The sequence below is a fragment of the Seonamhaeicola sp. genome, assembly GCF_028281565.1.
In the GTDB taxonomy this organism is placed as follows: Bacteria; Bacteroidota; Bacteroidia; order Flavobacteriales; family Flavobacteriaceae; genus Seonamhaeicola.
Genome location: NZ_JANQJQ010000044.1, coordinates 35,815 through 58,691, shown reverse-complemented (window position 1 = coordinate 58,691; position 22,877 = coordinate 35,815). Strand labels below are relative to the sequence as shown.

At 36.0% G+C, this 22,877-nt stretch carries 24 protein-coding genes and 1 tRNA gene; 14 read left to right on the top strand and 11 right to left on the bottom strand.

What is annotated here, in order from left to right; genetic code table 11:
* Nucleotides 1-42 precede the first annotated feature (42 nt).
* The 3 genes from asnS to Q0983_RS19180 all read left to right on the top strand — a co-directional run bounded on the left by asnS (nt 43) and on the right by Q0983_RS19180 (nt 3,623).
* Nucleotides 43-1,476 carry an asparagine--tRNA ligase gene (asnS, locus tag Q0983_RS19190; protein ID WP_299556688.1) on the top strand — a complete coding sequence of 478 codons (1,434 nt, stop codon included), beginning with the start codon at nt 43-45 and terminating at the stop codon, nt 1,474-1,476.
* Between the two features lie 87 nt (nt 1,477-1,563).
* Complete coding sequence (gene rpoN, locus Q0983_RS19185) at nt 1,564-3,018, top strand: RNA polymerase factor sigma-54 (protein WP_299556686.1); 1,455 nt, start codon at nt 1,564-1,566, stop codon at nt 3,016-3,018.
* Nucleotides 3,018-3,623 carry a hypothetical protein gene (locus Q0983_RS19180; protein ID WP_299556684.1) on the top strand — a complete coding sequence of 202 codons (606 nt, stop codon included), beginning with the start codon at nt 3,018-3,020 and terminating at the stop codon, nt 3,621-3,623. The genes rpoN and Q0983_RS19180 overlap by 1 nt, the downstream gene beginning before the upstream one ends.
* Here the strand turns inward: Q0983_RS19180 and Q0983_RS19175 are convergent.
* The 8 genes from Q0983_RS19175 to Q0983_RS19140 form a co-directional block, all read right to left on the bottom strand.
* Nucleotides 3,618-4,307 (bottom strand): porin family protein, encoded by a 690-nt coding sequence (locus tag Q0983_RS19175; protein ID WP_299556682.1) that lies wholly within the window; start codon nt 4,305-4,307, stop codon nt 3,618-3,620. The genes Q0983_RS19180 and Q0983_RS19175 overlap by 6 nt on opposite strands.
* 120 nt (nt 4,308-4,427) lie before the next feature.
* Nucleotides 4,428-4,904 carry a biopolymer transporter ExbD gene (locus Q0983_RS19170; RefSeq protein ID WP_299556680.1) on the bottom strand — a complete coding sequence of 159 codons (477 nt, stop codon included), beginning with the start codon at nt 4,902-4,904 and terminating at the stop codon, nt 4,428-4,430.
* Nucleotides 4,905-4,925: 21 nt separating this feature from the next.
* A complete protein-coding gene (locus tag Q0983_RS19165) occupies nt 4,926-5,513 on the bottom strand; it encodes a biopolymer transporter ExbD (RefSeq protein WP_299556678.1) in 588 nt (195 codons plus the stop codon).
* Between the two features lie 4 nt (nt 5,514-5,517).
* Entirely contained in the window at nt 5,518-5,964 is a 447-nt protein-coding gene (locus Q0983_RS19160) for a hypothetical protein (RefSeq protein ID WP_299556676.1), read from the bottom strand.
* 20 nt (nt 5,965-5,984) lie between these two features.
* Entirely contained in the window at nt 5,985-6,761 is a 777-nt protein-coding gene (locus Q0983_RS19155; RefSeq protein ID WP_299556674.1) for a MotA/TolQ/ExbB proton channel family protein, read from the bottom strand.
* Between the two features lie 72 nt (nt 6,762-6,833).
* A tRNA-Ser gene (locus Q0983_RS19150) sits at nt 6,834-6,921 on the bottom strand.
* Nucleotides 6,922-7,002: 81 nt separating this feature from the next.
* Nucleotides 7,003-8,031, bottom strand: coding sequence for an asparaginase (locus Q0983_RS19145; RefSeq protein WP_299556673.1), 1,029 nt, complete (start codon nt 8,029-8,031; stop codon nt 7,003-7,005).
* Between the two features lie 3 nt (nt 8,032-8,034).
* Nucleotides 8,035-8,802, bottom strand: coding sequence for a TatD family hydrolase (locus tag Q0983_RS19140; RefSeq protein WP_299556671.1), 768 nt, complete (start codon nt 8,800-8,802; stop codon nt 8,035-8,037).
* A 193-nt stretch (nt 8,803-8,995) separates the two neighbouring features.
* On the opposite strand from Q0983_RS19140, the gene Q0983_RS19135 reads away from it, so the two are divergent.
* Complete coding sequence (locus Q0983_RS19135; protein ID WP_299556669.1) at nt 8,996-9,436, top strand: retropepsin-like aspartic protease; 441 nt, start codon at nt 8,996-8,998, stop codon at nt 9,434-9,436.
* 35 nt (nt 9,437-9,471) lie between these two features.
* Complete coding sequence (locus tag Q0983_RS19130) at nt 9,472-10,104, top strand: response regulator transcription factor (RefSeq protein ID WP_299556667.1); 633 nt, start codon at nt 9,472-9,474, stop codon at nt 10,102-10,104.
* A 480-nt stretch (nt 10,105-10,584) separates the two neighbouring features.
* On the opposite strand, the gene odhB is transcribed toward Q0983_RS19130, so the two are convergent.
* From odhB to Q0983_RS19115, 3 genes are all read right to left on the bottom strand, one after another.
* Nucleotides 10,585-11,799 carry a 2-oxoglutarate dehydrogenase complex dihydrolipoyllysine-residue succinyltransferase gene (odhB, locus tag Q0983_RS19125; RefSeq protein ID WP_299556665.1) on the bottom strand — a complete coding sequence of 405 codons (1,215 nt, stop codon included), beginning with the start codon at nt 11,797-11,799 and terminating at the stop codon, nt 10,585-10,587.
* 39 nt (nt 11,800-11,838) lie between these two features.
* A complete protein-coding gene (locus tag Q0983_RS19120; RefSeq protein ID WP_299556663.1) occupies nt 11,839-14,583 on the bottom strand; it encodes a 2-oxoglutarate dehydrogenase E1 component in 2,745 nt (914 codons plus the stop codon).
* 270 nt (nt 14,584-14,853) lie between these two features.
* Nucleotides 14,854-15,285 carry an Rrf2 family transcriptional regulator gene (locus tag Q0983_RS19115; RefSeq protein WP_299556661.1) on the bottom strand — a complete coding sequence of 144 codons (432 nt, stop codon included), beginning with the start codon at nt 15,283-15,285 and terminating at the stop codon, nt 14,854-14,856.
* Nucleotides 15,286-15,404: 119 nt separating this feature from the next.
* On the opposite strand from Q0983_RS19115, the gene Q0983_RS19110 reads away from it, so the two are divergent.
* The 9 genes from Q0983_RS19110 (at nt 15,405) to Q0983_RS19070 (ending at nt 22,842) form a co-directional block, all read left to right on the top strand.
* Nucleotides 15,405-15,908, top strand: a complete 504-nt coding sequence (locus tag Q0983_RS19110; RefSeq protein ID WP_299556659.1) for a cytochrome c — start codon at nt 15,405-15,407, stop codon at nt 15,906-15,908.
* A gap of 10 nt (nt 15,909-15,918) precedes the next feature.
* Nucleotides 15,919-16,491, top strand: coding sequence for a fasciclin domain-containing protein (locus Q0983_RS19105; RefSeq protein ID WP_299556657.1), 573 nt, complete (start codon nt 15,919-15,921; stop codon nt 16,489-16,491).
* Between the two features lie 23 nt (nt 16,492-16,514).
* Nucleotides 16,515-18,479: a Sec-dependent nitrous-oxide reductase gene (nosZ, locus tag Q0983_RS19100; RefSeq protein WP_299556655.1), complete on the top strand. Its 1,965-nt coding sequence runs from the start codon at nt 16,515-16,517 to the stop codon at nt 18,477-18,479.
* Nucleotides 18,480-18,598: 119 nt separating this feature from the next.
* The gene (locus Q0983_RS19095) at nt 18,599-19,198 is read left to right on the top strand and encodes a hypothetical protein (RefSeq protein WP_299556653.1); all 600 of its coding nucleotides are present in this window, start codon (nt 18,599-18,601) and stop codon (nt 19,196-19,198) included.
* 30 nt (nt 19,199-19,228) lie between these two features.
* Nucleotides 19,229-19,666 carry a nitrous oxide reductase accessory protein NosL gene (locus tag Q0983_RS19090; protein WP_299556651.1) on the top strand — a complete coding sequence of 146 codons (438 nt, stop codon included), beginning with the start codon at nt 19,229-19,231 and terminating at the stop codon, nt 19,664-19,666.
* Nucleotides 19,667-19,671: 5 nt separating this feature from the next.
* A complete protein-coding gene (locus Q0983_RS19085; RefSeq protein WP_299556649.1) occupies nt 19,672-20,907 on the top strand; it encodes a nitrous oxide reductase family maturation protein NosD in 1,236 nt (411 codons plus the stop codon).
* A complete protein-coding gene (locus Q0983_RS19080; protein WP_299556647.1) occupies nt 20,901-21,608 on the top strand; it encodes an ABC transporter ATP-binding protein in 708 nt (235 codons plus the stop codon). The genes Q0983_RS19085 and Q0983_RS19080 overlap by 7 nt, the downstream gene beginning before the upstream one ends.
* Nucleotides 21,601-22,383, top strand: a complete 783-nt coding sequence (locus tag Q0983_RS19075; protein WP_299556645.1) for an ABC transporter permease — start codon at nt 21,601-21,603, stop codon at nt 22,381-22,383. Before Q0983_RS19080 ends, Q0983_RS19075 begins: the two co-directional genes overlap by 8 nt.
* A 117-nt stretch (nt 22,384-22,500) precedes the next feature.
* Entirely contained in the window at nt 22,501-22,842 is a 342-nt protein-coding gene (locus Q0983_RS19070) for a hypothetical protein (protein WP_299556643.1), read from the top strand.
* The last annotated feature ends 35 nt before the right edge of the window (nt 22,843-22,877 follow it).

Below are 22,877 nucleotides of genomic sequence, written 5' to 3'. Positions count from 1 at the left end.
CCGAAAGGCTTTTTTTATATTTACATCTAAATTCAGATATTGATGCAGTCATATACCGTTTCAGAATTATTATCACAAGATATTACCTTTCCTGAAGTAGAAATAAAAGGTTGGGTTAGAACCTTTAGGGCTAACAGGTTTATTGCTTTAAATGATGGTTCCACATTAAACAATATCCAGTGCGTAGTAGATTTTGAGAATTTTGATGAAGCGCTGCTAAAACGAATTACAACCGGAGCTGCCATTCACGTCACCGGTGAACTTGTTGAAAGTCAGGGTAAAGGCCAAAAGGTTGAAATTCAGGTAAAAACTTTAGAGGTTTTAGGGGATTCAGATCCTGAGACCTACCCTATTCAACCTAAAAAGCATACGTTTGAATTTTTAAGGGAACATGCCCATTTACGCACCAGAACCAATACGTTCAGTGCCGTTATGCGCTTACGTTCGGCATTATCATTCGCCATTCATAAGTATTTCAATGAACATGGTTTTTATTATATGCATGCACCGATCATTACCGGCAGTGATGCCGAAGGTGCCGGTGAAATGTTTAAAGTAACCAGTTTAGATGTCAATAATTTACCTACCAATGGCAATGGCAAAATAGATTATTCTCAGGATTTCTTCGGAAAAGAAACCAATCTGACAGTATCCGGTCAGTTGGAAGCTGAGACTTATGCTATGTCATTGGGTAAAGTTTACACATTTGGCCCGACATTTAGGGCTGAAAACTCAAATACATCGCGGCATTTAGCTGAGTTTTGGATGATTGAGCCCGAAGTAGCCTTTATGGATCTGGCCGGCAATATGGATCTAGCCGAAGATTTTCTCAAATATGTTATAAAATATATCCTTGAAAACAATAGTGAAGATTTAGAGTTTTTAGATAAGCGCTTACAGGATGAGGACAAAAGAAAACCTCAGGCCGAAAGAAGTACCATGACACTTATTGAGAAACTTAAATTTGTAACCGATAATCATTTTAAACGTGTTAGTTACACCGAAGCTGTAGATATTCTACGAAATTGTAAGCCTAACAAGAAAAAGAAATTCAAATATCTTATCAATGAATGGGGGTCTGATTTACAAAGTGAACACGAACGTTTTCTTGTTGAAAAACACTTTAAGTGTCCGGTAATTCTGTTTGATTATCCGGCTAATATTAAAGCGTTTTACATGCGTTTAAATGACGATGGAAAAACAGTACGTGCAATGGACATCTTATTTCCAGGCATAGGAGAAATTGTTGGTGGTGCCCAACGTGAAGAGCGTTTGGAAGTTTTAAAAGATAGAATGGCCGCTATAAATATTCCTGAAGAAGAGCTTTGGTGGTATTTGGATCTTCGTAAGTTTGGTACCGCCGTACATTCCGGTTTTGGTTTAGGTTTTGAACGTTTGGTCATGTTTGTTACCGGCATGAGTAATATCAGGGATGTTATTCCCTATCCTAGAACCCCTCAAAACGCCGAATTTTAACATAAAAATTGAAATTTCTTTAGTTTGGTATGACTTTGGCAAGCTCATTGCTTTTTTTATCTTTGATTAACAACTAGCAACCAAATCATGCTCAAACAACATTTACAGTTTAAACTATCGCAAAAACTATCGCCGCAGCAGATTCAATTAATGAAATTGATTCAGTTGCCAACACAGGCTTTTGAGCAACGACTGAAGCAAGAACTTGAGGAAAACCCTGCTCTTGAAGGCGGTAAAGAAAATAAAGACGAATTTGATTCGGAGTTTGACAATAATGACGATTATAACGATAATGAATCCATAAATGCCGAAGACATTAATGTTGATGAGTATTTAAGTGATGACGAAATCCCTGATTATCGTACCCAGACCAATAATTACAGTAGTGATGACGAAGAAAAAACCATGCCCTATGCAGCAGGGACTTCGTTTACACAGTATCTTATAAATCAACTGAATACTTATAGACTAAGTGATGAAGAGCGGGATATTGCCGAATTTTTAGTTGGTAGTGTTGATGAAAGCGGGTATATACGCAGATCATTATCAGACATTATGGATGACCTGGCCTTTACTCAAAATGTCTATACCGAAGAGAACAAAATTGAAGACGTACTAAAAATTGTTCATCAGTTAGACCCTGCAGGTGTTGGAGCCAGAAATTTACAAGAATGCCTTAGCATTCAATTGCACAGGAAAGAAAAAACACCTGATACTGAATTAGCCATAGGTATCATTGATAAAGCCTTTGAGCAATTTACCAAGAAACACTATCAGAAGTTAATCCAAAAATTTGATATTTCTGAAATTCAATTAAAAGATGCCATTTCTGAAATTGAACATCTTAATCCAAAACCCGGTGGTTCTTATTCCGGCAATAACAGGATTGTAGAACATATTGTCCCGGACTTTGCTATTAAAATTGTTGATGGTGAATTAGAATTGACCCTTAACGGCCGAAATGCCCCGGAGCTTCATGTCTCTAGAGAGTATAACAATATGCTTAAAGGATATAAAGACTCGAAAGACAAATCGAAATCTCAAAAAGATGCTGTTATATTCATCAAGCAAAAATTAGATGCTGCCAAATGGTTTATTGAGGCTATAAAGCAACGCCAACAAACGCTTTTTGTGACTATGAGTGCTATTATGCATTACCAAAAAGAGTATTTTTTGACCGGTGATGAACGCAACTTAAAACCTATGATCCTTAAAGATATTGCCGATGAAATTTCCATGGATGTATCTACAGTGTCCCGGGTTGCAAACAGCAAGTATGTTGACACCCCTTACGGAACCAAATTGATAAAGGAATTCTTTTCGGAGTCGATGAAAAATGATCAGGGCGAAGATGTATCTACCAGGGAAATCAAGAAAATTTTAGAGACCGTCATTGAAGAAGAGGATAAGAAAAAACCTTTAACAGACGAAACCCTTGCCGGTATTTTAAAAGAAAAAGGGTATCCTATAGCCCGGAGAACTGTTGCCAAATACAGAGAACAGCTAGACATTCCGGTTGCCAGACTACGTAAAAAGATATAATGGATCATATTTTAAGAAGTATCTCATTTATTTTTCATCCGTTATTGATGCCATTATTGGGGGTGATCTTTTACTTTTCAAAATCACCAAGGTACATTCCAAGGGAAATTATTTGGGCAAAACTGGTGTCTCTCTTTATACTTACTGTCGTACTTCCTATCCTGCTCTATTTCCTTTTAAAAACCCTGGGAAAAGTAAAATCTATTTATCTTCAAACCACTTCGGAACGTATATTGCCGCTATTGCTTAACTGTGTAGTTGTTTTAATTGTGATTCAACGCATTTTAACACCTACACAAATCATTGAGTTATATTATTTCTTTATTGGTATTTTAATCTCTACAATGGCTTGTTTAATACTGGCTATTTTTAAATTTAAGGCAAGTATCCATATGATTGCTGTTTCCGGAGTATTTATGTTTTTTATTGCTCTAAGTATTCATTTTAGTATAAATATTAACGGGACTTTAGCTTTAATGGCCATAATAACAGGCGCTGTTGCAACCTCAAGGCTTCATGTAAATGCACATACTTACAAGGAACTGGTAATGGGTGTTTTTGTTGGCGTAATACCTCAAATAATATTGGTTCCCAATTGGTTATAATATGTAAAACACGAGCCCAATTTTTACGGAGTTCATATCTAACTTTTCATTGGCTATAACTACATTTTCATTAAAAATAGGATTCAACCCATAATACAAATATAAATTCCATGTATTATAACCAACACTTAAGGTTAAACCGTATTGAAACTTATTGAAACCTTCAATATCACTGAACTTAACAGTCCCTAAGTCTCCTTTGTACTTAGTGGTGTGCGTAATCATATATCCAACCTTAAATCCGGTATAAATACGCCAAAAACTATATTCTGTTGCTGTAGAAGTACGCCACCTGAATTCAAAAGGGATTTCAACCAAATGACTGGAAAACTTATTCTTACTATAAGTACCCGAATCAGCCAGAATATCATAAGTGATAACATTATTTTCCTTGTTGATCAGTAAATTTTGATTAAACGAATTAGCTGAATACCCAAGCCCTAATCCAATAGCTACATTTCTTCTTTTATTAATAGGCATGTCTTTGATAAAGCCCAAATGAAAACCTAATGAAAACCCACTTTGCGATATGTCGTCTGGCTTATTCCCTAATAAATTATATGTAACCCCGGCATATATTTGATCTTCCTTATAAAGCGAATCTATTTCTTTTATGTTTTGTTCCTGGGCGCTTCCCTCTAAAAACCCTAGCAGAAGACATACAATAATAAATAAATATCTCATGAATCTGTTCTTTAGCTAACTTACTAACACACAATGTTAGTTAAAATTGTTCGGATGTGATAATAAAAAAAGGCGTTTTGAAATGTCAAAACGCCTTTATATAAAATTAAGAGTAAAAAACTAATTTCTTCCAAACACACTACCCTTCTTTGTAGTGTAATTTATCTTAAGCGCATTTACTTTTCGTAATTCTTGCTTAATATCTCCAATTAATCCCATATTAGCGTCGCTATCAACCTTTAAGGCTGTAGTTAAAAACGGAATTAATTCTTCTCTTTTAGAGGCTCTTTCCGCAGCTATAAATGAAGCGATGTCCTTCACATCTGCAAGTTTATCATTTAATTGAATTCTTGCTTCCGTACCATACTGCTTAAAGTTTTGACTTGGTTTTCCTGCATATATGTACATAACCAAATCTTTTTTATCAAGCTTTTCAACCTGATCTGCAAATGGTAAATTATTCTCTATCATCAAGGTATTTTCCCTCATTACTGTGGCTACCATAAAAAAGAATAATAACATGAATACAATATCCGGTAAAGATGCTGTTGATATAGCCGGTAAAGCACCGCTCTTTTTCTTTTTAAATTTAGACATAAATCTTCTATTAATGTTAAATTACTGTACTTCTGAAAGCTTTTGAGGATAGTCTAATTTAATCTGGTCTATCTTCTCCTTTAGCCTGTCCTTGTTCCCGGGCCAATTAACATCCTTATAATTAGCTTGCATTTCTGTGAATGGAACCCCATATTGAGCCATAGATCTCTTATCTCTCAACACATTATAAGCCGCCACTAACTCATTTTGCACAGCTATATACTGCTTATAACTTGTCTCTCTTTCATTTTTTAAAGAAATAATAGCCTTATCCGGATTATCAGATGATTTTGGATCTTTCCTTCCGTTGCAATAACTGCAAGATCCATCACCACCATTATCTAAAAACTCAATGGCTGCTGCTCTTAAATCTTTCAGTTCCATTAATTCGTCCTCTACCAATAACTGGTCTTTACCATTTAATAACACTGTAAAGATGTTTTTTTGCTTAATAACAACGTCTTCCTCAGATTCTTCCATTGGTGGTAACTTACGGTTGATTCCCGAATCTACCTCAATGGTTGTTGTTACTAAGAAAAATATTAATAGTAAGAACGCGATGTCGGCCATGGAGCCCGCATTTACTTCTGGTGCTGCTCTTTTTGCCATAATATTATTTATTAAATATTTTCTTAACTCCTGAGAAAGCCATGGAAGCTATCGCTAAAATTGCTAACACATAAAATGTATATAACCCAGCTCCTACTTTCTTTGATGTTCCTTCTGTTATATCCTGTCCTTTATCTACAAATGGCTGTAAATCCAAATCCGTTCCGGACGACATAGCATACGATATAAATGCAATTGCTAAAAAGATCCCTACCGACATTAATGTTTTTTTAACATTCCCAGAAAACAATCCTTTAATAACAAATAATAACACTATAGCTACTATCAAAAATAGTACCACATATGCTAAATATATAAATGTATTTACAGTTCCATCGGCTTCACCTGCCTTAATGGCCTCATCACCTGCGCTTAATATCATAAACAGAAATATAGTGGATACAGCTCCAATAATTCCCATAATGATAGTTAATATTTTTTGTGAGTTCATAACCTAAATCTTTTTTATAATTACTTCTTACTTCTAATTAATAAGTCCATTAATGTAATAGAAGCATCCTCCATATCATTAACTATACTGTCAATCTTAGCAATAATGTAATTATAAAAAATCTGAAGTATGATAGCCACAATAAGACCAAATACCGTTGTTAAAAGTGCGATCTTAATACCACCGGCTACAAGCGATGGTTGCATGTCTCCGGCCGCTTCAATTTTATCAAATGCATTAATCATACCAATTACCGTACCCATGAATCCTAACATAGGTGCCAATGCGATAAATAATGAAATCCAGGAAACGTTTTTCTCTAACTGACCCATTTGAACACCTCCATAAGCTACAACAGCTTTTTCGGCAGCTTCAATACCTTCGTCAGTTCTGTCTAATCCTTGATAGAAAATGGATGCGATAGGCCCTTTAGTGTTTCTACAAACTTCTTTAGCTGCTTCAACGCCTCCGGATGATAATGCATCTTCTACATTTTGAGTTAATTTTTTAGTATTTGTAGTAGAAAGGTTTAAAAAGATAATTCTCTCAATAGCAATTGCTAAACCTAGAATTAAACATAACAAAACAATTCCCATAAAGCCTGGGCCTCCTTCAATAAATCTCTTTTTCAATTCCTGATGAAATCCAAGTGTTTCTTCAGCAGGTGCTTCTGCTCCATCGTCTTGAATTGTTGTTGCTACAGTAGTTGCCGTAGTTGTGGTTGCAATTGTAGTTGCGTTAGCAGTTCCAAATACCATCATTCCTGTAATGGCAAGGATAGAAAATAATCTTTTCATGTCTCGATCTTAATTTTATTAGTTAAAGTGTTAAAGATAAAAAAAAAAAGCAATTAATTGTAAAAATAACAGCAGAGAGGAAGGGATTCGAACCCTCGATACCCTTTTGAGGTATACACACTTTCCAGGCGTGCGCCTTCGACCACTCGGCCACCTCTCTAGTTTTTATTTCAGTCGTATTAATTACGGGCGATGAAATAACAAAAAAATCTTCAAACCTTAAAATTTTATAGGGTTAAATTTAGGTCATTTCTCCTCTTAAAGGCATTTCGTATGCTGATTTGAACATTTCTTTAGAAATATTCTGACCCAATAAGTACATTAATTTGCTTACTGCTGCTTCGGTAGTAATATCTTTTCCTGAAATGACACCAATCCTTTTTAAGCTGCTACTGGTTTCATATTGCCCCATCATAACACTTCCGCCGGAGCATTGCGTTATATTGATGATGTGTATCCCTTTTGAAATTTTTTCTTCCAGCAGTTCAATAAACCAAGCTTCCGTTGTACAATTACCTGCTCCGTAAGTTTCCAAAATAACGGCTTTTAAACTTGGGTTATTAAAAATGCTTTCAATAACCGTTTTTGTTATTCCGGGAAACAATTTGATAAGCGCAATATTATGGTCCAGGTTTTTATGGACTTTTAACGGTTTATTTGGATCTGGCTTAAACAAATACCTTTTGTTAACCTTTAAATGGACTCCGGACTCTGCTAAATCTGTGTAATTAGGTGATGCAAATGCCTGGAAATGTTCAGCATTGATCTTGGTGGTCCTGTTTCCTCTATACAATTTATACTCAAAATACAGGCACACTTCTTTTATGACCGGTTCCTTGTCTTTTTGTAAGGAAGCCACCTGAATTGAAGTAATTAAGTTTTCTTTGGCATCTGTTCTTAAATCTCCTATGGGTAATTGCGACCCCGTAAACACCACGGGTTTTGCTAAATTCTCCAACATAAAGCTTAAAGCCGACGCAGTATAACTCATGGTATCGCTGCCATGAAGTACAACAAAACCATCGAAATCATCATAACTGGCTTCTATTAATTCAGCTATTTCAACCCAATAATCAGGGTTCATATTGCTCGAATCTATTGGCTTATTAGACACCGTATCTATGTTACAATCCAATAATTGTAATTCCGGTATCTTATCCAGAAGGGTTTTAAAATCAAATGCTTTTAAAGCACCTGTTTTAAAGTCTCTAATCATACCAATGGTTCCGCCGGTATAAATAAGTAATATGCTAGGCTTTGTACGACTCATAACTTAAATACTAAATACATCTTTGGAGTTTTGAGTGGTAATACTCGCAATTTCCTGAATTGATATTCCATAAATTTCCGATAGTTTTTCTAATACCTTCAAAATATAAACACTTTCGTTTCGCTTCCCTCGATATGGAACCGGAGCTAAATATGGTGAATCTGTTTCCAATACTATATGCTTAAGGTCAATCTCATTTAAAAACTTGTCAATTTTACCATTTTTAAAAGTTGCCACACCGCCAATCCCTAATTTCATGTTATAGGATATAGCTTGATGCGCCTGCTCTAAAGTTCCGGTAAAACAATGGAAAATCCCAAATAAATCATCATGTTTAACCGCTTCTAAAACTTCAAAAATTTCGTTAAATGATTCTCTGCAATGAATCACAATGGGCAATTGGTATTGTTTAGCTAACTCTATTTGATATTTAAAGGCTTCTTGCTGAATTCCTAAAGTGGTTTTATCCCAATACAAATCTATACCGATTTCTCCCACCGCATAAAAATGGCGTTTTGCCAACATGTCCTCAACATGCTGAAGTTCATCTTTATAATTATCTTTTACGTGTGTTGGGTGAAGTCCCATCATTAAGAACACATTATCCGGAAAATCTTTTTCTAATTGAAACATAGACTCTGTATAGGTTGAGTCTATGGCCGGTATAAAAAATCTGGATACATTTTGCTGAATAGCCCGCTCTATCATATGGTTCCTGTCATCATCAAAAGCTTCACTATATAGATGTGTATGGGTATCTGTAATAATCAAAAGTTAAGGCCTTAATAATTTTTTGTAAAAGTAATCGTTTTTACATGATTATATTTCCTTTGTAAAAACTAAATTTTATTTTCAAAAAGTTATAAAATTTGGTTTTACTTTGTTAGTTTATAATTTAGTTTCATTCGGTTTTGTGAATTTCCAAATGAAAAAATTAATATACTTTTGTTTAAAATTAAGTTTGATGGAGACGCTTCAAGAATATTTACTGGAAAAAGGTTACACAAAAATAAAATTACACCTTACCAAAACCAATCATTTTGAAATTAAGGCTACCATAAATGGAAAACGGGGATTATTCATTTTAGACACCGGGGCATCAAGCTCCTGTGTTGGTTTTGAAGCGGTTGAAACCTTTAAACTAAAAGCTGAGGATTCTGTTATAAAAGCAGCGGGTGCCGGAGCCATTGATATGGAAACTAAAATGTCTAAAAAAAACAAAGTGAAAATAGGGAAATGGCGTCATGATAAAGTGGTTTTGGTACTGTTTAATTTAACACATGTAAACACCGCTTTGATCAATCATAACTCAAAACCTGTTGACGGTATAATTGGTGCGGACATACTAAAAAAAGGTAAAGCTATTATAGATTATCAAAAGAAATATCTATATTTAAAAATATAAACCAATAGCTAAACTATTCTATCTCCCTAAAATAAATGAATACTTCTATTGTTATTGCCGATGATCATCCATTGATGCTCAGAGGCTTGACTGATTTTTTAACTTCTAAAAATTTCAATATTGTTGGAAGCGCTACAGATGGAAATGCTGCGTACAATCTAATTGTAAAATTAAAGCCTGAGATAGCCATTCTTGATATTAGAATGCCCCACAAAACAGGGTTGGAAATTGCCGAAGAATGCAAAAAAAACAATTTATCTACAAAGATTATCCTCATCACATTTGATAAAGAAGAAGAGTTATTTGAAAAAGCAAAAGCATTCAATGTATTCGGTTACATATTAAAGGAGTTTGCTGTTGAAGAAATTGAAACCTGCATTGAGAATGTAGTAAATAACAAACCTTATTTTAGTGAAGAAATAGCTTCATTTTTGAACTCCAGTCCTATTGACAGTCATTTAGACGCTATTGAGCTTTTAACGAAATCTGAATTAAAAATAGTTAAGCTAATTTCTGAAAATAAGACCAGCAATGATATAGCCGAAGAACTATCAATATCGGTAAGAACCGTTGATAAACACAGGAGTAATATTGTTGCTAAATTAGGGTTGGACAACAAGCCTACATCACTTTCTATTTGGGCAAATCTTAACAAAGCTCATTTATAAAAATACGTAGAAGTGCGTATTTTTTATATCGTGCTTATCCTATATCTTTACAGTGCTATTAATTAGTTCTTAGGGAGAATTAAGAAAGCTCTGGCATCATTGTGATCCGGAGCTTTCGCTTTTTATAACACTGTTCTCAATCAAAAATTACGTAGAAGTGCTTATTTTTTTTTAAACCCAGGTAACCTAATTTTACATAAGCTATTATAATTCTTTTTGAGAGATAGAATTATTTAACAAACTCTGCACCGTTCCGGTGCAGAGTTCCCCTTCAAATCTTACCTTAATAATACGATATATACCATGGAAAGAGAAAATAGTATTCTGGATAAATGCTGCATAGTTGGATTAACTATACTGGTTATTATCATAATTTCTATGAACCTTATTAATTTGTTTTTAGTTTAGATTAAAAATGGTAGAAAAAAGGGATGCCGTAATAGCATCCCTTTTTCTATTTATTTATTAAAATTATTGAATCTATAACTCAAGTGCTTTTTTAACATCATTATTCATCAAAAGCTCTATCGGATTTTCCAGCGCTTCTTTAACGGCTACTAAAAATCCAACGCTTTCCTTACCGTCGATAATTCTGTGGTCATAGGATAATGCCACGTACATAATAGGACGAATTTCTACTTTACCATCAATGGCCACAGGACGTTCTACAATGTTATGCATTCCTAAAATTCCGCTTTGAGGAGGGTTAATAATTGGCGTAGATAACATACTTCCAAACACACCTCCGTTGGAAATAGTAAAAGTACCGCCTGTCATTTCATCAACCGTGATTTGTCCGTCACGAGCTCTTATGGCCAGACGTTTTACTTCAGACTCGACCCCTCTAAAACTTAAATTTTCAGCATTACGCATTACAGGCACCATTAATCCTTTTGGTCCCGAAACCGCAATACTGATATCACAGAAGTCGTAGCTGATCATGTCTTTACCATCAATCATGGAATTTACAGCAGGATACATTTTTAATGCACGTACCACAGCCAGAGTAAAGAAGCTCATAAACCCTAAACCAACACCGTGTTTGGACTTAAAGGTTTCTTTATATTCACTTCTTAAAGCAAAAATTGGCGACATATCAACCTCATTAAAAGTGGTTAACATAGCCGTAGTATTTTTAGCCTCCACCAAACGTTCAGCTACTTTACGGCGTAACATAGACATTTTACTTCTGGATGAGCCTCTGTTACCTCCGGTTGGTGTTCCCATTGAAGGCACAGCTTTTATAGCATCTTCTTTAGTAACCCTGCCATCTTTACCGGTACCGTTAATTGAAGCTGCTTCAATACCCTTCTCTGCTAAAATCTTTTTAGCAGCAGGGCTTGCTGTACCCGTGGCATAAGTTGCCGCTTGTGGCGTTGGTGCACTGGCAACAACCTCAGCTTTTGGCGCTTCTTCTTTAACAGCTTCCTTAGCAGGAGCATCACCTTCCGGTTTTTCAGCGCTGGTATCTATAAGACATACTACCGCTCCAACTGCAACAGCATCCCCTTCTTCAGCTTTTAAGGTAATAGTACCACTGGTTTCGGCTGGAAGCTCAAGCGTTGCTTTATCACTATCAACCTCTGCTATAGCCTGGTCTTTTTCAACATAATCGCCATCTTCAACTAACCATGTAGCTATTTCCACTTCGGTAATAGACTCTCCCGGTGATGGTACTTTCATTTCTAAAATCATCTCTGAATAATTTTAATTGTATTCTAAATTTGTTCTTATTTAATCTTTAATATTGAAAACGTCATTAATAACCCGACGTTGTCTTGCTTTATCCCTTGCACTTGACCCCGGAGCAGGCACCGAATTGTAAGGTCTTGCACAAACTTCCAGTTTCACTAAATTCATACGTTGCGCCATATAACCCCAGGCACCCATATTCATTGGTTCTTCCTGTGCCCAAACATAGCTTTCAACATTTGGATAACGGTTAATAACATCCTGAATCTTATCTAAATGCAACGGGAACAACTGCTCTATTCTTACCAGTGCAATATCATCTCTATCAAGCGCTTCTTTTTCAGCTAATAGATCATAGTAGAATTTACCCGTACAGAACACTAACTTTTTAACGTTATCAGGTTTGGCAGTATCATCTATTACTTCCTGGAATTTTCCATTGGCCAACTCCTTAATTGAAGACACCGCCTTTGGATGTCTTAACAGGCTTTTTGGAGTAAATACGATTAACGGCTTTCTGAAATCGCGCTTCATCTGTCTACGCAATAAATGGAAGAAGTTAGCCGGTGTGGTGCAATCTGCAACGATCATATTATCGTTTGCACACAACTGTAAATAACGCTCCATTCTTGCCGACGAATGCTCAGATCCCTGGCCTTCATACCCATGGGGCAACAATACTACCACACCATTTTGGGCTTTCCATTTATCCTCTGCCGCTGATAAATATTGATCAAATATAATTTGAGCGCCATTACTAAAATCTCCAAACTGTGCTTCCCAAATAGTTAAGGTATTTGGATTTGCCATGGCATAACCGTAATCAAACCCCAAAACACCATATTCTGATAAAAACGAATTGTATATATACATTTCGCCCTTGTTATTCGGATTGGTATTTAACAGGTTGATGCGCTCCTCGGATATCTCATCTCGTAGAATGGCATGACGATGACTAAATGTCCCACGCTCTACATCCTGACCTGAAATCCTTACATTAAACCCTTCTTCCAGTAAACTGCCGTAAGCCAGGGTTTCAGCCATTCCCCAATCTAAAGTGTCGGTCTCAAAAACCATTTTCTCACGACCTTGTAAAATACGTTCTGCTTTTCTCAAAAACTTAACACCATCAGGGACTGTCGAAATGATCTTTGAAATAGCCTTTAAATTAGCTTCCGGGTATTGCGTATCTATACTCTCAAGCATAGCATCCAGGCCCTTGCGTTCAAAATTCGTCCAACGTTCCTGCATAAACTCCCTTACTTTAGAAGCATCTGCTTCTTTGGCCTTTTCATACTCCCTTTCTAGCGTATTCCTGAACTCACTCACTATACCATCAGAATAGGTTTTATCTATCGCACCTTCAGCTATTAGCTTATCGGAATATATTTTAAAAGGGTTTGGGTGTTTGGAAATATACTTATAAAGTTTAGGTTGTGTAAACCTGGGTTCATCCCCTTCGTTATGACCATATTTTCTATATCCCAACAAATCAATGTACACGTCTTTTTTGAAACGCATTCTATAATCTAAGGCCATTTCTATAGCATGCACAACCGCTTCGGCGTCATCTGCATTAACATGCATAACCGGTGACAAAGTAACCTTTGCCACATCCGTACTGTAAGTACTGGATCGGGCATCTAAATAGTTTGTTGTAAATCCAATTTGATTGTTTACAACAATATGAACCGTTCCGCCGGTTTTATAACCATTCAACGTACTCATTTGAGCTACTTCATAGGCAATTCCCTGACCGGCAATAGCAGCATCGCCATGTACTATAATTGGTAGAATTTTAGAATCATCCCCATCATAGTCATCATCAATTTTTGCCCTGGTAATGCCTTCTACAACAGGCCCTACAGTTTCCAGGTGTGATGGATTTGGCACCAAATTCATCTTAATGGTCTTACCGTTTTGGTAAGTTTTATCTAAAGTCAACCCTAAATGATATTTAACATCACCGTCAATATCCTGGTCTTCAAAATCTTTCCCTTCAAACTCACTGAACAATTCATGCAGTGGCTTTCTGAAAATATTCACCAAAGTACTTAAACGCCCCCGGTGTGCCATGCCTAAAACACATTCTTTTACATCATATTTTTCAACGGCATTATAAAGCACATTACTTATGGCTGGAATTAAAGATTCGCCACCTTCTAACGAGAAACGTTTTTGTCCAACATATTTGGTCTGTAAAAAGTTTTCAAAATTTACGGCCTGATTTAATTTTGAAAGAATGTACTTTTTAGTATCTGTAGAATATGATGGATGATTATCATTGACGTTCAATTTATCCTGCCACCATTTAATAACTTCCGGATTCCGCAGGTACATATATTCCACACCTATAGAATCACAATAAATTAACTCAAGGTGTTTTATAATTTCACGCAAAGTTTGCGTTTCTAAACCTAAAATTTCTCCTGCATTAAAAACGGTATCTAAATCGTTTTCGGAAAGACCGAAATTTTTTAACTCTAACGTTGGCGTATAAGTACGCCTCTCTCTCACAGGGTTGGTTTTTGTAAATAGATGCCCTCGCATTCTATACCCGTCAATCAGTTTTACAACCTGAAACTCTTTTTGAAGATGCTCCGGCATTTGCGTTGAAACGCCTTCCACAATTTCACCATCCAGCCCATAGCTTTCACTACCAAAATCATATCCCTGGAAAAAGGCTCTCCAACTAGGCTCTACACTATCCGGATTTTGCAAATATTGCTCGTATAGATCAGCAAAATACGCTGTGTGCGCTGCATTTAAAAAGGAAAATTTATCCATTATTTTTTTATCCTATCACTTCTTGAAAAAACATTCTTCAAAAATACAACTTTTATAAAAATTAGATGTTTCTCATCAAAGAATTATAGCCCGTCTCTCCACTTTTAGTAAATACTTTTTTTTAAATGTTAATTTTTTAATGATTTTTAAATATTTGAAGCTATTTTTCTTAATCATTGAATACTGAAAGTTCTATAATTAGCAATTTTATCAAATTTTAACATTTGAAATAACTTTGGTATACCAAAATTTCAAAAAGACATGATTTGATTAAAGCGGAAGAAAGGCATGACCCGCTTCAACATCCTGAGCAAGTTCTTTAATGGTCCGGTCCTTTAGATTACTCAAAATGTCATTTCGCGAAGTATTTAATATATGATGGAGCGGACAAGGTTTTTCTTCATTGCATTTCTCTAAACTCAACATACAAGCATTTAGTTTTTCTTCTCCATCTATGGCATAAATAATATCTATTACAGAATTATTCATGTTTTGATCATCTAAATAAAAGCCTCCTTTAGGGCCTCTAACTGAAGATACCAAGTGCTCTTTAACTAACTGTTGAAGTAATTTGGCTAAATAGGCCTGGGGAACGTTTATCGGATCTGAAATATCCTTAACCATAACCTTCTTTTCACTATCAGAATGTATAGCTAAAAATAGCACGGCCTTAATAGCATATTTAGAAGAGTGTGAGAGCATATTCTAAGAATGAATGAAATAACAAATATAAAAAAGACTATCGTATCTTAAATATGATTTTTATCATATTATTTGGTGCTTTTACTACATAGTTTTGTTATCCTACAAAATCCGCACATATGAAAACAACACTAAAACTAATGACCATCTTATTTGCTGCAATATTAATGAATTGTGGTGGTAAAGAAGAAAAAAAGAAAGAAGGTTTCAGCTACGAGAAAAAAGAAACCACAACTAAAACAGAAGTAAAGAAAGATGAGTCCCTTCCGCCTTCCAAACAAATAGACTTAAGCAATAAGGGCATTGGCCCCATAAAATCCCTAAAGCTGGATGACAAGATAGACCAGGAAATGGTTGCTCATGGTGCCGAGGTATTTAAAAAATTATGTACGGCCTGTCATAGAGTAGATAAAAAATTCATTGGCCCTTCTCCTGCGGGTATCATGGAACGCCGTACTCCGGAATGGGTAATGAACATGATTCTAAATCCGGTGGAAATGACTCAAAAAGACCCCCTGGCTAAAGCCCTTTTAATTGAATTTAATGGTGCTCCAATGGCAAATCAAAATCTGTCTGAAGAAGATTCCAGAGCCATTCTTGAATACTTTAGAACCTTAAAATAACTCCAAAACAATGAAAACTATCAAGCATATTCTTATATCTGCACTGTGTCTACTTGCTTTTGCAGCCTGTAAGAATGAAAACAAAGAAGCCTCAACGACCTCTACAGTTTCCGATACTGAAGCAACTAACGCCAAAACCGGTCAAGCTTTTATTCAAGATGATGAAGCTACCCCCAACTGCTTGCAAATAGCTATTGGATCTCCGGACCATAAAACCCTTGTTGCAGCTGTTCAGGCCGCCCAGGTAGAAAATGCCTTGGTTAATGTTGGCCCTTTGACAGTTTTTGCTCCAACCGATGCCGCTTTTGATGCCCTGCCGGAAGGCACTGTGGAAAACCTGGTGAAACCCGAAAACAAAGCCACACTTGCCGATATTTTAAAATATCATGTAACTCCGGGTAATCTGAATACTTCTATTTTAACCAAACTCCCAAAACTTGGACAAGCGAATAATAAATATGTTCAGGTTGAAGTAATTGATGGCAAACCTGTTATTGGTGGCGCTAACATTATTGCCAGCGTAAAAGCCGGTAACGGTATAGTACATGTAATTGATAAGGTTTTATTGCCTCCCAGCGAATAACACTAACTAAAAACTATAAAACAATGAAAAATATATTGAAATCTTTTGTTGCACTTTTAAGTGTTCTTGTTGCATTTACAAGTTGTAATGATACCTCAAAAAAGAATGCCGGGGCATTATCCGGTAGTGCTGCGGAAAAAGTATATGTAAATCCCGGTGAACATGACGAGTTTTACGCTTTCATTTCCGGAGGGTTTAGCGGACAGCTTTCTGTTTACGGATTACCATCCGGTCGTTTATTCAAAGTAATCCCGGTATTCTCACAAGATGCTGAAAAAGCCTGGGGTTATAATGAAGAAACAAAACCTATGTTAAATACGTCTCACGGGTTTATTCCCTGGGATGATTCACATCACCCGGATATTTCACAAACCAATGGTGTAATTGATGGACGTTATGTGTTTATTAATGGTAATAATACTCCCAGAATTGCTAAAATAGACCTTTCTGTTTTTGAAACTACTGAGATTATTGAAATACCCAATAGTGCCGGTAACCACAGTTCTGCTTTCGTTACGGAAAACACAGAATATGTAGTAGCCGGAACGCGTTTTTCTGTTCCCGTTCCTCAAAAGGATATGCCCATTAAAGATTACAAAGGAAACTTTAAAGGCGCTTTAACTTTTATTGCTGTAGAGCCTGAGCATGGCCATATGGATATTAAGTTCCAATTGATCATGCCCGGTTTTGATTATGACCTGTCACATCCCGGTAGAGGAAAATCACATGGCTGGTTCTTCTTTAGCACCTATAACACAGAAGAAGCGAGTACGCTCATGGAGGTTAACGCATCACAAAACGATAAAGACTTTATCGCGGCGGTAAACTGGAAGAAAATAGAAGAATACGTTAATAATGGCGGTGGTACCATGATGCCTGCCAATTATGCACACAACGTTTATGATGAGTCCACACATTCTGCTACTTCTACCATGAAGAAAGAAGTGCTTACAGTAAACCCATTAGATGTTCCGGGTGCTGTATTTCTAATGCCAACACCAAAATCACCTCATGGTTGTGACGTAGATCCTTCCGGAGAGTACATTGTTGGAAGCGGTAAATTATCAGCTAATTTGACCGTGCACTCCTTTACAAAAATGTTAAGCGCTATTGAAAATAAAGAATTTGCAGGGGACGCCTATGGCATTCCAATTATAAATTTTGAATCATCGCTTGCGGGCGTTGTTGAACAACCCGGTTTAGGCCCATTACATACCGAGTTTGATGGTAAAGGTAATGCCTATACCACTTTCTTTATTTCTTCCGAAGTGGTTAAATGGAAATTAGGAACCTGGGAAGTGGTGGACAGACAACCTTGTTTCTACTCGGTTGGTCACTTAATGATTCCCGGCGGGAATTCTCAAAAACCATTTGGCAAATATGTAGTGGCCATGAATAAAATTACCAAAGACCGTTATTTACCAACAGGTCCTGAGGTGACGCAATCGGCTCAACTATATGACATTTCAGGAGATAAGATGGAATTGTTATTAGACTTCCCTACGGTAGGTGAACCTCACTACGCTGCCGGATGTCCAGCTGATTTAATAAAGCCCCGTTCTAAAAAATTATTCAAATTAGAAGACAATAATCATCCATACGCAACTAAAACAGAGGCAGATGCTAAAGTGGTTCGTGACGGAAAAACAGTTCATGTTTACATGACAACTATACGTAGTCACTTCGCTCCGGATAATATTGAAGGTATTAAAGTTGGCGACAAAGTATACTTCCATATTACAAACCTGGAGCAAGATTATGATGTGCCTCATGGTGTAAGTATGATTGGGGCTAACACATCTGAATTACTTATCATGCCCGGACAAACCGAAACCTTTGTTTGGGAACCAAAACAAGTTGGTGTATGGCCTTTCTATTGTACGGATTTCTGTTCGGCATTACACCAGGAAATGCAAGGTTACGTTCGTGTATCACCGGCTAACTCAAACACACCATTACGATGGTCACTTGGTGAAGATATCGAATGATATGACTTAGGAAAATTTTGTTTTAGTGTTTATTTTCCTAAAATAAGGCGAGGGTTATTCATTTCGCTCTCGCCTTTCTTTTTAAAACACTGGATTCAATTAGATAATCAGTTACAGCGATGAAACGGTCAAATATCATAATGCTTATTGCTTCTATACTACCCTTAGGTTTGTTTTTATTCCCCCTTTGGAAAATAACGTTAGAAGCACCTCAATACCCTACACCACTGGGTATGTATATTCATATCAATGATTTCTCTGATGCGAATCCGCACGACATCAAGAACATTAATATCATGAATCATTATGTAGGCATGAAATATATTCCGGAAGCCATCCCCGAATTTAAAATTTTTCCGGCCGGCATCATCATCACAACCCTCTTAGGATTAATTATAGCATTTAGAGGTAACTACAAATGGTTCTTATTCTGGTTTATTTTAATGATTGTTTTGAGTGCTGCCGGACTCTATGATTTTTATCTCTGGGAACACGATTACGGTCATGACCTGGACCCTAAAGCCATTATGAAGTTTACCAACCCCGATGGTTCTATCATGGGCTTTCAACCGCCATTATTCGGTAGTAAAGACATCCTGAATTTTACCGCACACTCTTACCCCCAAACCGGTGCCCTGTTTTTAGCACTGGGTATTGCAGCCTCATTCATAGCCTATTTAAAAGGAAAGAAAAACCATAAAAAAGCAGCTTCTATGTAAACACGCCTTCCAACTCAAAACACTAAAATCATGCAAACACTAAAACACTATCCAATACTATTATTGCTACTGATTCTGGTCAGTTGTAATGTATCTCCCAAACCCATTGACTATGGAAATGATGGTTGTCACTTCTGTAAAATGACCATTGTGGATAAAATTCACGCTGCAGAAATTGTTACCAAAAAGGGAAAAGTATACAAGTTTGACGCTACCGAATGCATGATTAATTTTATGGAGGAATTTGAAACCTCGGAAATCGAGCTCTACTTATCTAATAACTATCTGGAACCGGAAGCTTTAATAGATGCTACCAGAGCAACCTTCTTAATCAGTAAAAATATCCCGAGCCCTATGGGTGCTTTTTTATCAGCTTTTAAAACAAAAGCTGAGGCCTCTAAGATTCAGGCAGAAAAAGACGGCAAACTCTATAATTGGGAAGAATTACTAGCGCATTTTAATAACTAACAAAAATGAAAAAAACGTTTGTTTTTTTATTAGCCATGTTCATGGCATACCTGAATTATGCTCAAAATATTGAGGTATGTAACACGTGCCCTATTAGTACACTAAAAGCGGCTATTAATCTGGCAAATGATTTTGATACCATTACCGTAAGAAAAGGCACTTATAAAGAACACGATGTTTTAATAAATAAACCCCTGACTATAGTTGGTGAAAACTATCCTGTTATTGATGGCGAACTAAAAGGCGAAATTATTACCATTACCTCAGATAACGTTACAGTGGATGGTCTTTTTATAATAAATGTTGGAACAAGTTATACCGAAGATTATGCGGCCATCAGAGTTAGAAAGAGCAAACACTTCATCATTAAAAACCTTGTGCTGGAAAAGTTGTTCTTTGGCATTTACATAGAAAAATCCAATTACGGAAAAGTGTTCCATAACAAGATCATTGGCGACGCTGTTGCGGAATACAACTCAGGAAATGGTATTCAACTGTGGTACAGTAATCATGTTGATGTTGAACATAATTATGTGCAGGATGTTAGAGACGGTATCTATCTGGAATTTGCGGATCATTGTTTGATAAAAAATAACGTCAGCTCCAATAACTTACGCTATGGACTGCATTTTATGTTTTCAAATGACGATATTTATGAAGATAATACCTTTGAAAATAACGGCGCCGGTGTGGCGGTCATGTTTTCAAAAAAAATAAAAATGTTCAATAATATTTTCAGAGAAAACTGGGGTACGGCATCCTACGGCATGTTGTTAAAAGAAATCAATGATGCCGAAATTATTGGGAATACCTTTAATGAAAATACCATCGGTATTAATATTGAAGGCTCTAACCGGATCCTTTATAAAAACAACGACTTTATCAATAATGGCTGGGCCATTAAAGTAAGAGGCGCTTGCTATACCAATAGCTTTTTAGAAAATAATTTTTTATACAATTCATTTGATATTGCTTATAATAGCAAAGTAAACGACAATGTTTTTGACAAAAACTATTGGAGCAGTTACACAGGGTACGATTTAAATAAAGATGGTATTGGCGATGTCCCCTACAGGCCGGTAAAGTTGTTTTCGTATGTAGTAAACCGCACTCCGGAAACTATTATTTTATTGCGAAGTTTGTTTATTGATATTATCGATTTTTCTGAAAAGGTATCCCCGGTTTTCACACCGGATAATCTTTTAGACCATAACCCTTTAACCAAAAGAGTGACATGGTAAACGTTCAAAATCTACATAAAAAGTTTAACAAAAATGTGGTGCTTGGTGGTGTTGATTTAACTATTAACGAAGGCGGTATTTTTGCCATTTTGGGACCTAACGGATCCGGAAAAACAACGCTTATCAAGGCCATTCTGGGTATGGTTATACCCAATGAAGGCGACATCACTGTGCTTGGAGAAAACATTAAAAAAAGTGCCGACTACCGACATAAAATCGATTATTTACCTCAAATAGCCAACTTTCCAAACAACCTAAGAGTAAAGGAGTTAATCAAAATGATCAAAGATTTAAGAGGAAAGACTAATGAAGATAAACGCTTAATAGACCTTTTTGGATTAGACCCTTTTTTAAACAAAAAATTGGGGACACTTTCAGGAGGCACTAAGCAAAAAGTAAATATCGTTTTAACCTTTATGTTTGACAGCCCCTTAATCATTTTAGATGAACCGACCACAGGCCTGGATCCTATTTCGCTTTTACATTTAAAGGAGCTTATTGCGAAAGAAAAGGTTAACGGAAAAACCATAATCATCACCTCTCACATTATGAGTTTTGTTGAGGAAGTTGCGGATGAAATTGTGTTTTTATTGGAAGGTAAGATCTATTTTAAAGGTAGCATTTCAGAACTAAAAACCAAGACCGATCAACCGGATTTTGAACATGCCATTGCGTCCATATTAACTAATAACCATGCTTAAGATTTTAAAATATAGCTTTTTCGATTTAATGCGTAGCCGTTGGAGTTATGTTTACTTTGCATTCTATTTATTATTGGGTATAGTCCTGCTCTTTCTCAACCACGACCTTTCTAAAGCCGTCATAACTCTAATGAATGTGATCATTGTTTTAGTCCCCTTGATAGGTACCATTTTCGGGGTCATGTATTATTACAATTCTAAAGAGTTTACAGAATTATTACTGGCACAACCCTTAAAACGTTCTTCTATTTTTCTTGGGCAATATCTGGGTGTGTCTTTATCGCTTTCTATGAGCTTAATTTTGGGATTAGGGATTCCTTTCATCCTCTACGGTTTATTTAAATCATCCGTTATTTGGGATTTTTCATTGTTATTAATAACAGGCACTTTTCTCACTTTTATATTTACAGCCCTGGCCTTTAACATTGCCCTGTCTAATGAAAATAAGATTAAAGGGTTTGGCTATGCCATTCTGTTATGGTTATTCTTAGCCATTATTTATGATGGTATGTTCTTAATGTCACTAATCATTTTTGAAGATTATCCGCTCGATAAATTATCATTAGCGGGCACCATGTTAAACCCCATAGACCTGTCCAGGACATTGATTCTTTTAAAGTTGGATATTTCTGCACTGCTAGGCTATACCGGTGCTATTTTCAAGAAATTCTTTGGTACCAACCTGGGACTCATCATTTCATTTTTTACGCTATCACTTTGGGTAATTTTACCGGTAACCAGAATTGTATTTAAGTCGAAGAAAAAAGATTTTTAATTCGTGTTTAAAAATGTGACTAACATCATATTTTTTTAAATAAAAAATGCATTAATTTGCGCCATGATTAAGGCTTTGACATATAAAATCACGGCTTTCGCTTTAATACTATTGTTAATGGCAAACAATATTAACTGTATAGTAACTATAGGAAACTTTATTATAAATCAAGATTTTATTGCCAAAACCCTATGTATTCAAAAAGATGACCAACAGGGATGCCATGGTAAGTGTCATTTAAAAAAACAATTGGCCGAAAACAGTTCAGATTCAAAAGAGAAGCTTCCACTTCAAAACAGCGAGAGGACCTCACTGGATATCTTTTATATTTTAGCCGTTGAACACTTAATCCTAAATTGTACAGAATTTGAGCTACCTCGAATTATTCAAATACATAATCCTTCGAAAATCACGAAAACTTCATTTGAAGTAGAAACGCCTCCCCCAATATTTAGTTAATTTTTCTTCTTAAAACCTTCATAGGTTATTTATGT

Bases quoted from the DNA above. Each gene is read 5' to 3' on its own strand.
- Q0983_RS19120 (WP_299556663.1), bottom strand. From the start codon at position 14,583: ATGGATAAATTTTCCTTTTTAAATGCAGCGCACACAGCGTATTTTGCT.
- Q0983_RS19135 (WP_299556669.1), top strand. From the start codon at position 8,996: ATGGAGACGCTTCAAGAATATTTACTGGAAAAAGGTTACACAAAAATA.
- Q0983_RS19155 (WP_299556674.1), bottom strand. From the start codon at position 6,761: ATGAAAAGATTATTTTCTATCCTTGCCATTACAGGAATGATGGTATTT.
- rpoN (WP_299556686.1), top strand. From the start codon at position 1,564: ATGCTCAAACAACATTTACAGTTTAAACTATCGCAAAAACTATCGCCG.
- nosZ (WP_299556655.1), top strand. From the start codon at position 16,515: ATGAAAAATATATTGAAATCTTTTGTTGCACTTTTAAGTGTTCTTGTT.
- Q0983_RS19175 (WP_299556682.1), bottom strand. From the start codon at position 4,307: ATGAGATATTTATTTATTATTGTATGTCTTCTGCTAGGGTTTTTAGAG.
- Q0983_RS19075 (WP_299556645.1), top strand. From the start codon at position 21,601: ATGCTTAAGATTTTAAAATATAGCTTTTTCGATTTAATGCGTAGCCGT.
- Q0983_RS19115 (WP_299556661.1), bottom strand. From the start codon at position 15,285: ATGCTCTCACACTCTTCTAAATATGCTATTAAGGCCGTGCTATTTTTA.
- Q0983_RS19130 (WP_299556667.1), top strand. From the start codon at position 9,472: ATGAATACTTCTATTGTTATTGCCGATGATCATCCATTGATGCTCAGA.
- odhB (WP_299556665.1), bottom strand. From the start codon at position 11,799: ATGATTTTAGAAATGAAAGTACCATCACCGGGAGAGTCTATTACCGAA.
- Q0983_RS19090 (WP_299556651.1), top strand. From the start codon at position 19,229: ATGCAAACACTAAAACACTATCCAATACTATTATTGCTACTGATTCTG.
- Q0983_RS19165 (WP_299556678.1), bottom strand. From the start codon at position 5,513: ATGGCAAAAAGAGCAGCACCAGAAGTAAATGCGGGCTCCATGGCCGAC.
- Q0983_RS19105 (WP_299556657.1), top strand. From the start codon at position 15,919: ATGAAAACTATCAAGCATATTCTTATATCTGCACTGTGTCTACTTGCT.
- Q0983_RS19145 (WP_299556673.1), bottom strand. From the start codon at position 8,031: ATGAGTCGTACAAAGCCTAGCATATTACTTATTTATACCGGCGGAACC.
- Q0983_RS19180 (WP_299556684.1), top strand. From the start codon at position 3,018: ATGGATCATATTTTAAGAAGTATCTCATTTATTTTTCATCCGTTATTG.
- asnS (WP_299556688.1), top strand. From the start codon at position 43: ATGCAGTCATATACCGTTTCAGAATTATTATCACAAGATATTACCTTT.
- Q0983_RS19085 (WP_299556649.1), top strand. From the start codon at position 19,672: ATGAAAAAAACGTTTGTTTTTTTATTAGCCATGTTCATGGCATACCTG.
- Q0983_RS19070 (WP_299556643.1), top strand. From the start codon at position 22,501: ATGGCAAACAATATTAACTGTATAGTAACTATAGGAAACTTTATTATA.
- Q0983_RS19080 (WP_299556647.1), top strand. From the start codon at position 20,901: ATGGTAAACGTTCAAAATCTACATAAAAAGTTTAACAAAAATGTGGTG.
- Q0983_RS19095 (WP_299556653.1), top strand. From the start codon at position 18,599: ATGAAACGGTCAAATATCATAATGCTTATTGCTTCTATACTACCCTTA.
- Q0983_RS19170 (WP_299556680.1), bottom strand. From the start codon at position 4,904: ATGTCTAAATTTAAAAAGAAAAAGAGCGGTGCTTTACCGGCTATATCA.
- Q0983_RS19110 (WP_299556659.1), top strand. From the start codon at position 15,405: ATGAAAACAACACTAAAACTAATGACCATCTTATTTGCTGCAATATTA.
- Q0983_RS19160 (WP_299556676.1), bottom strand. From the start codon at position 5,964: ATGAACTCACAAAAAATATTAACTATCATTATGGGAATTATTGGAGCT.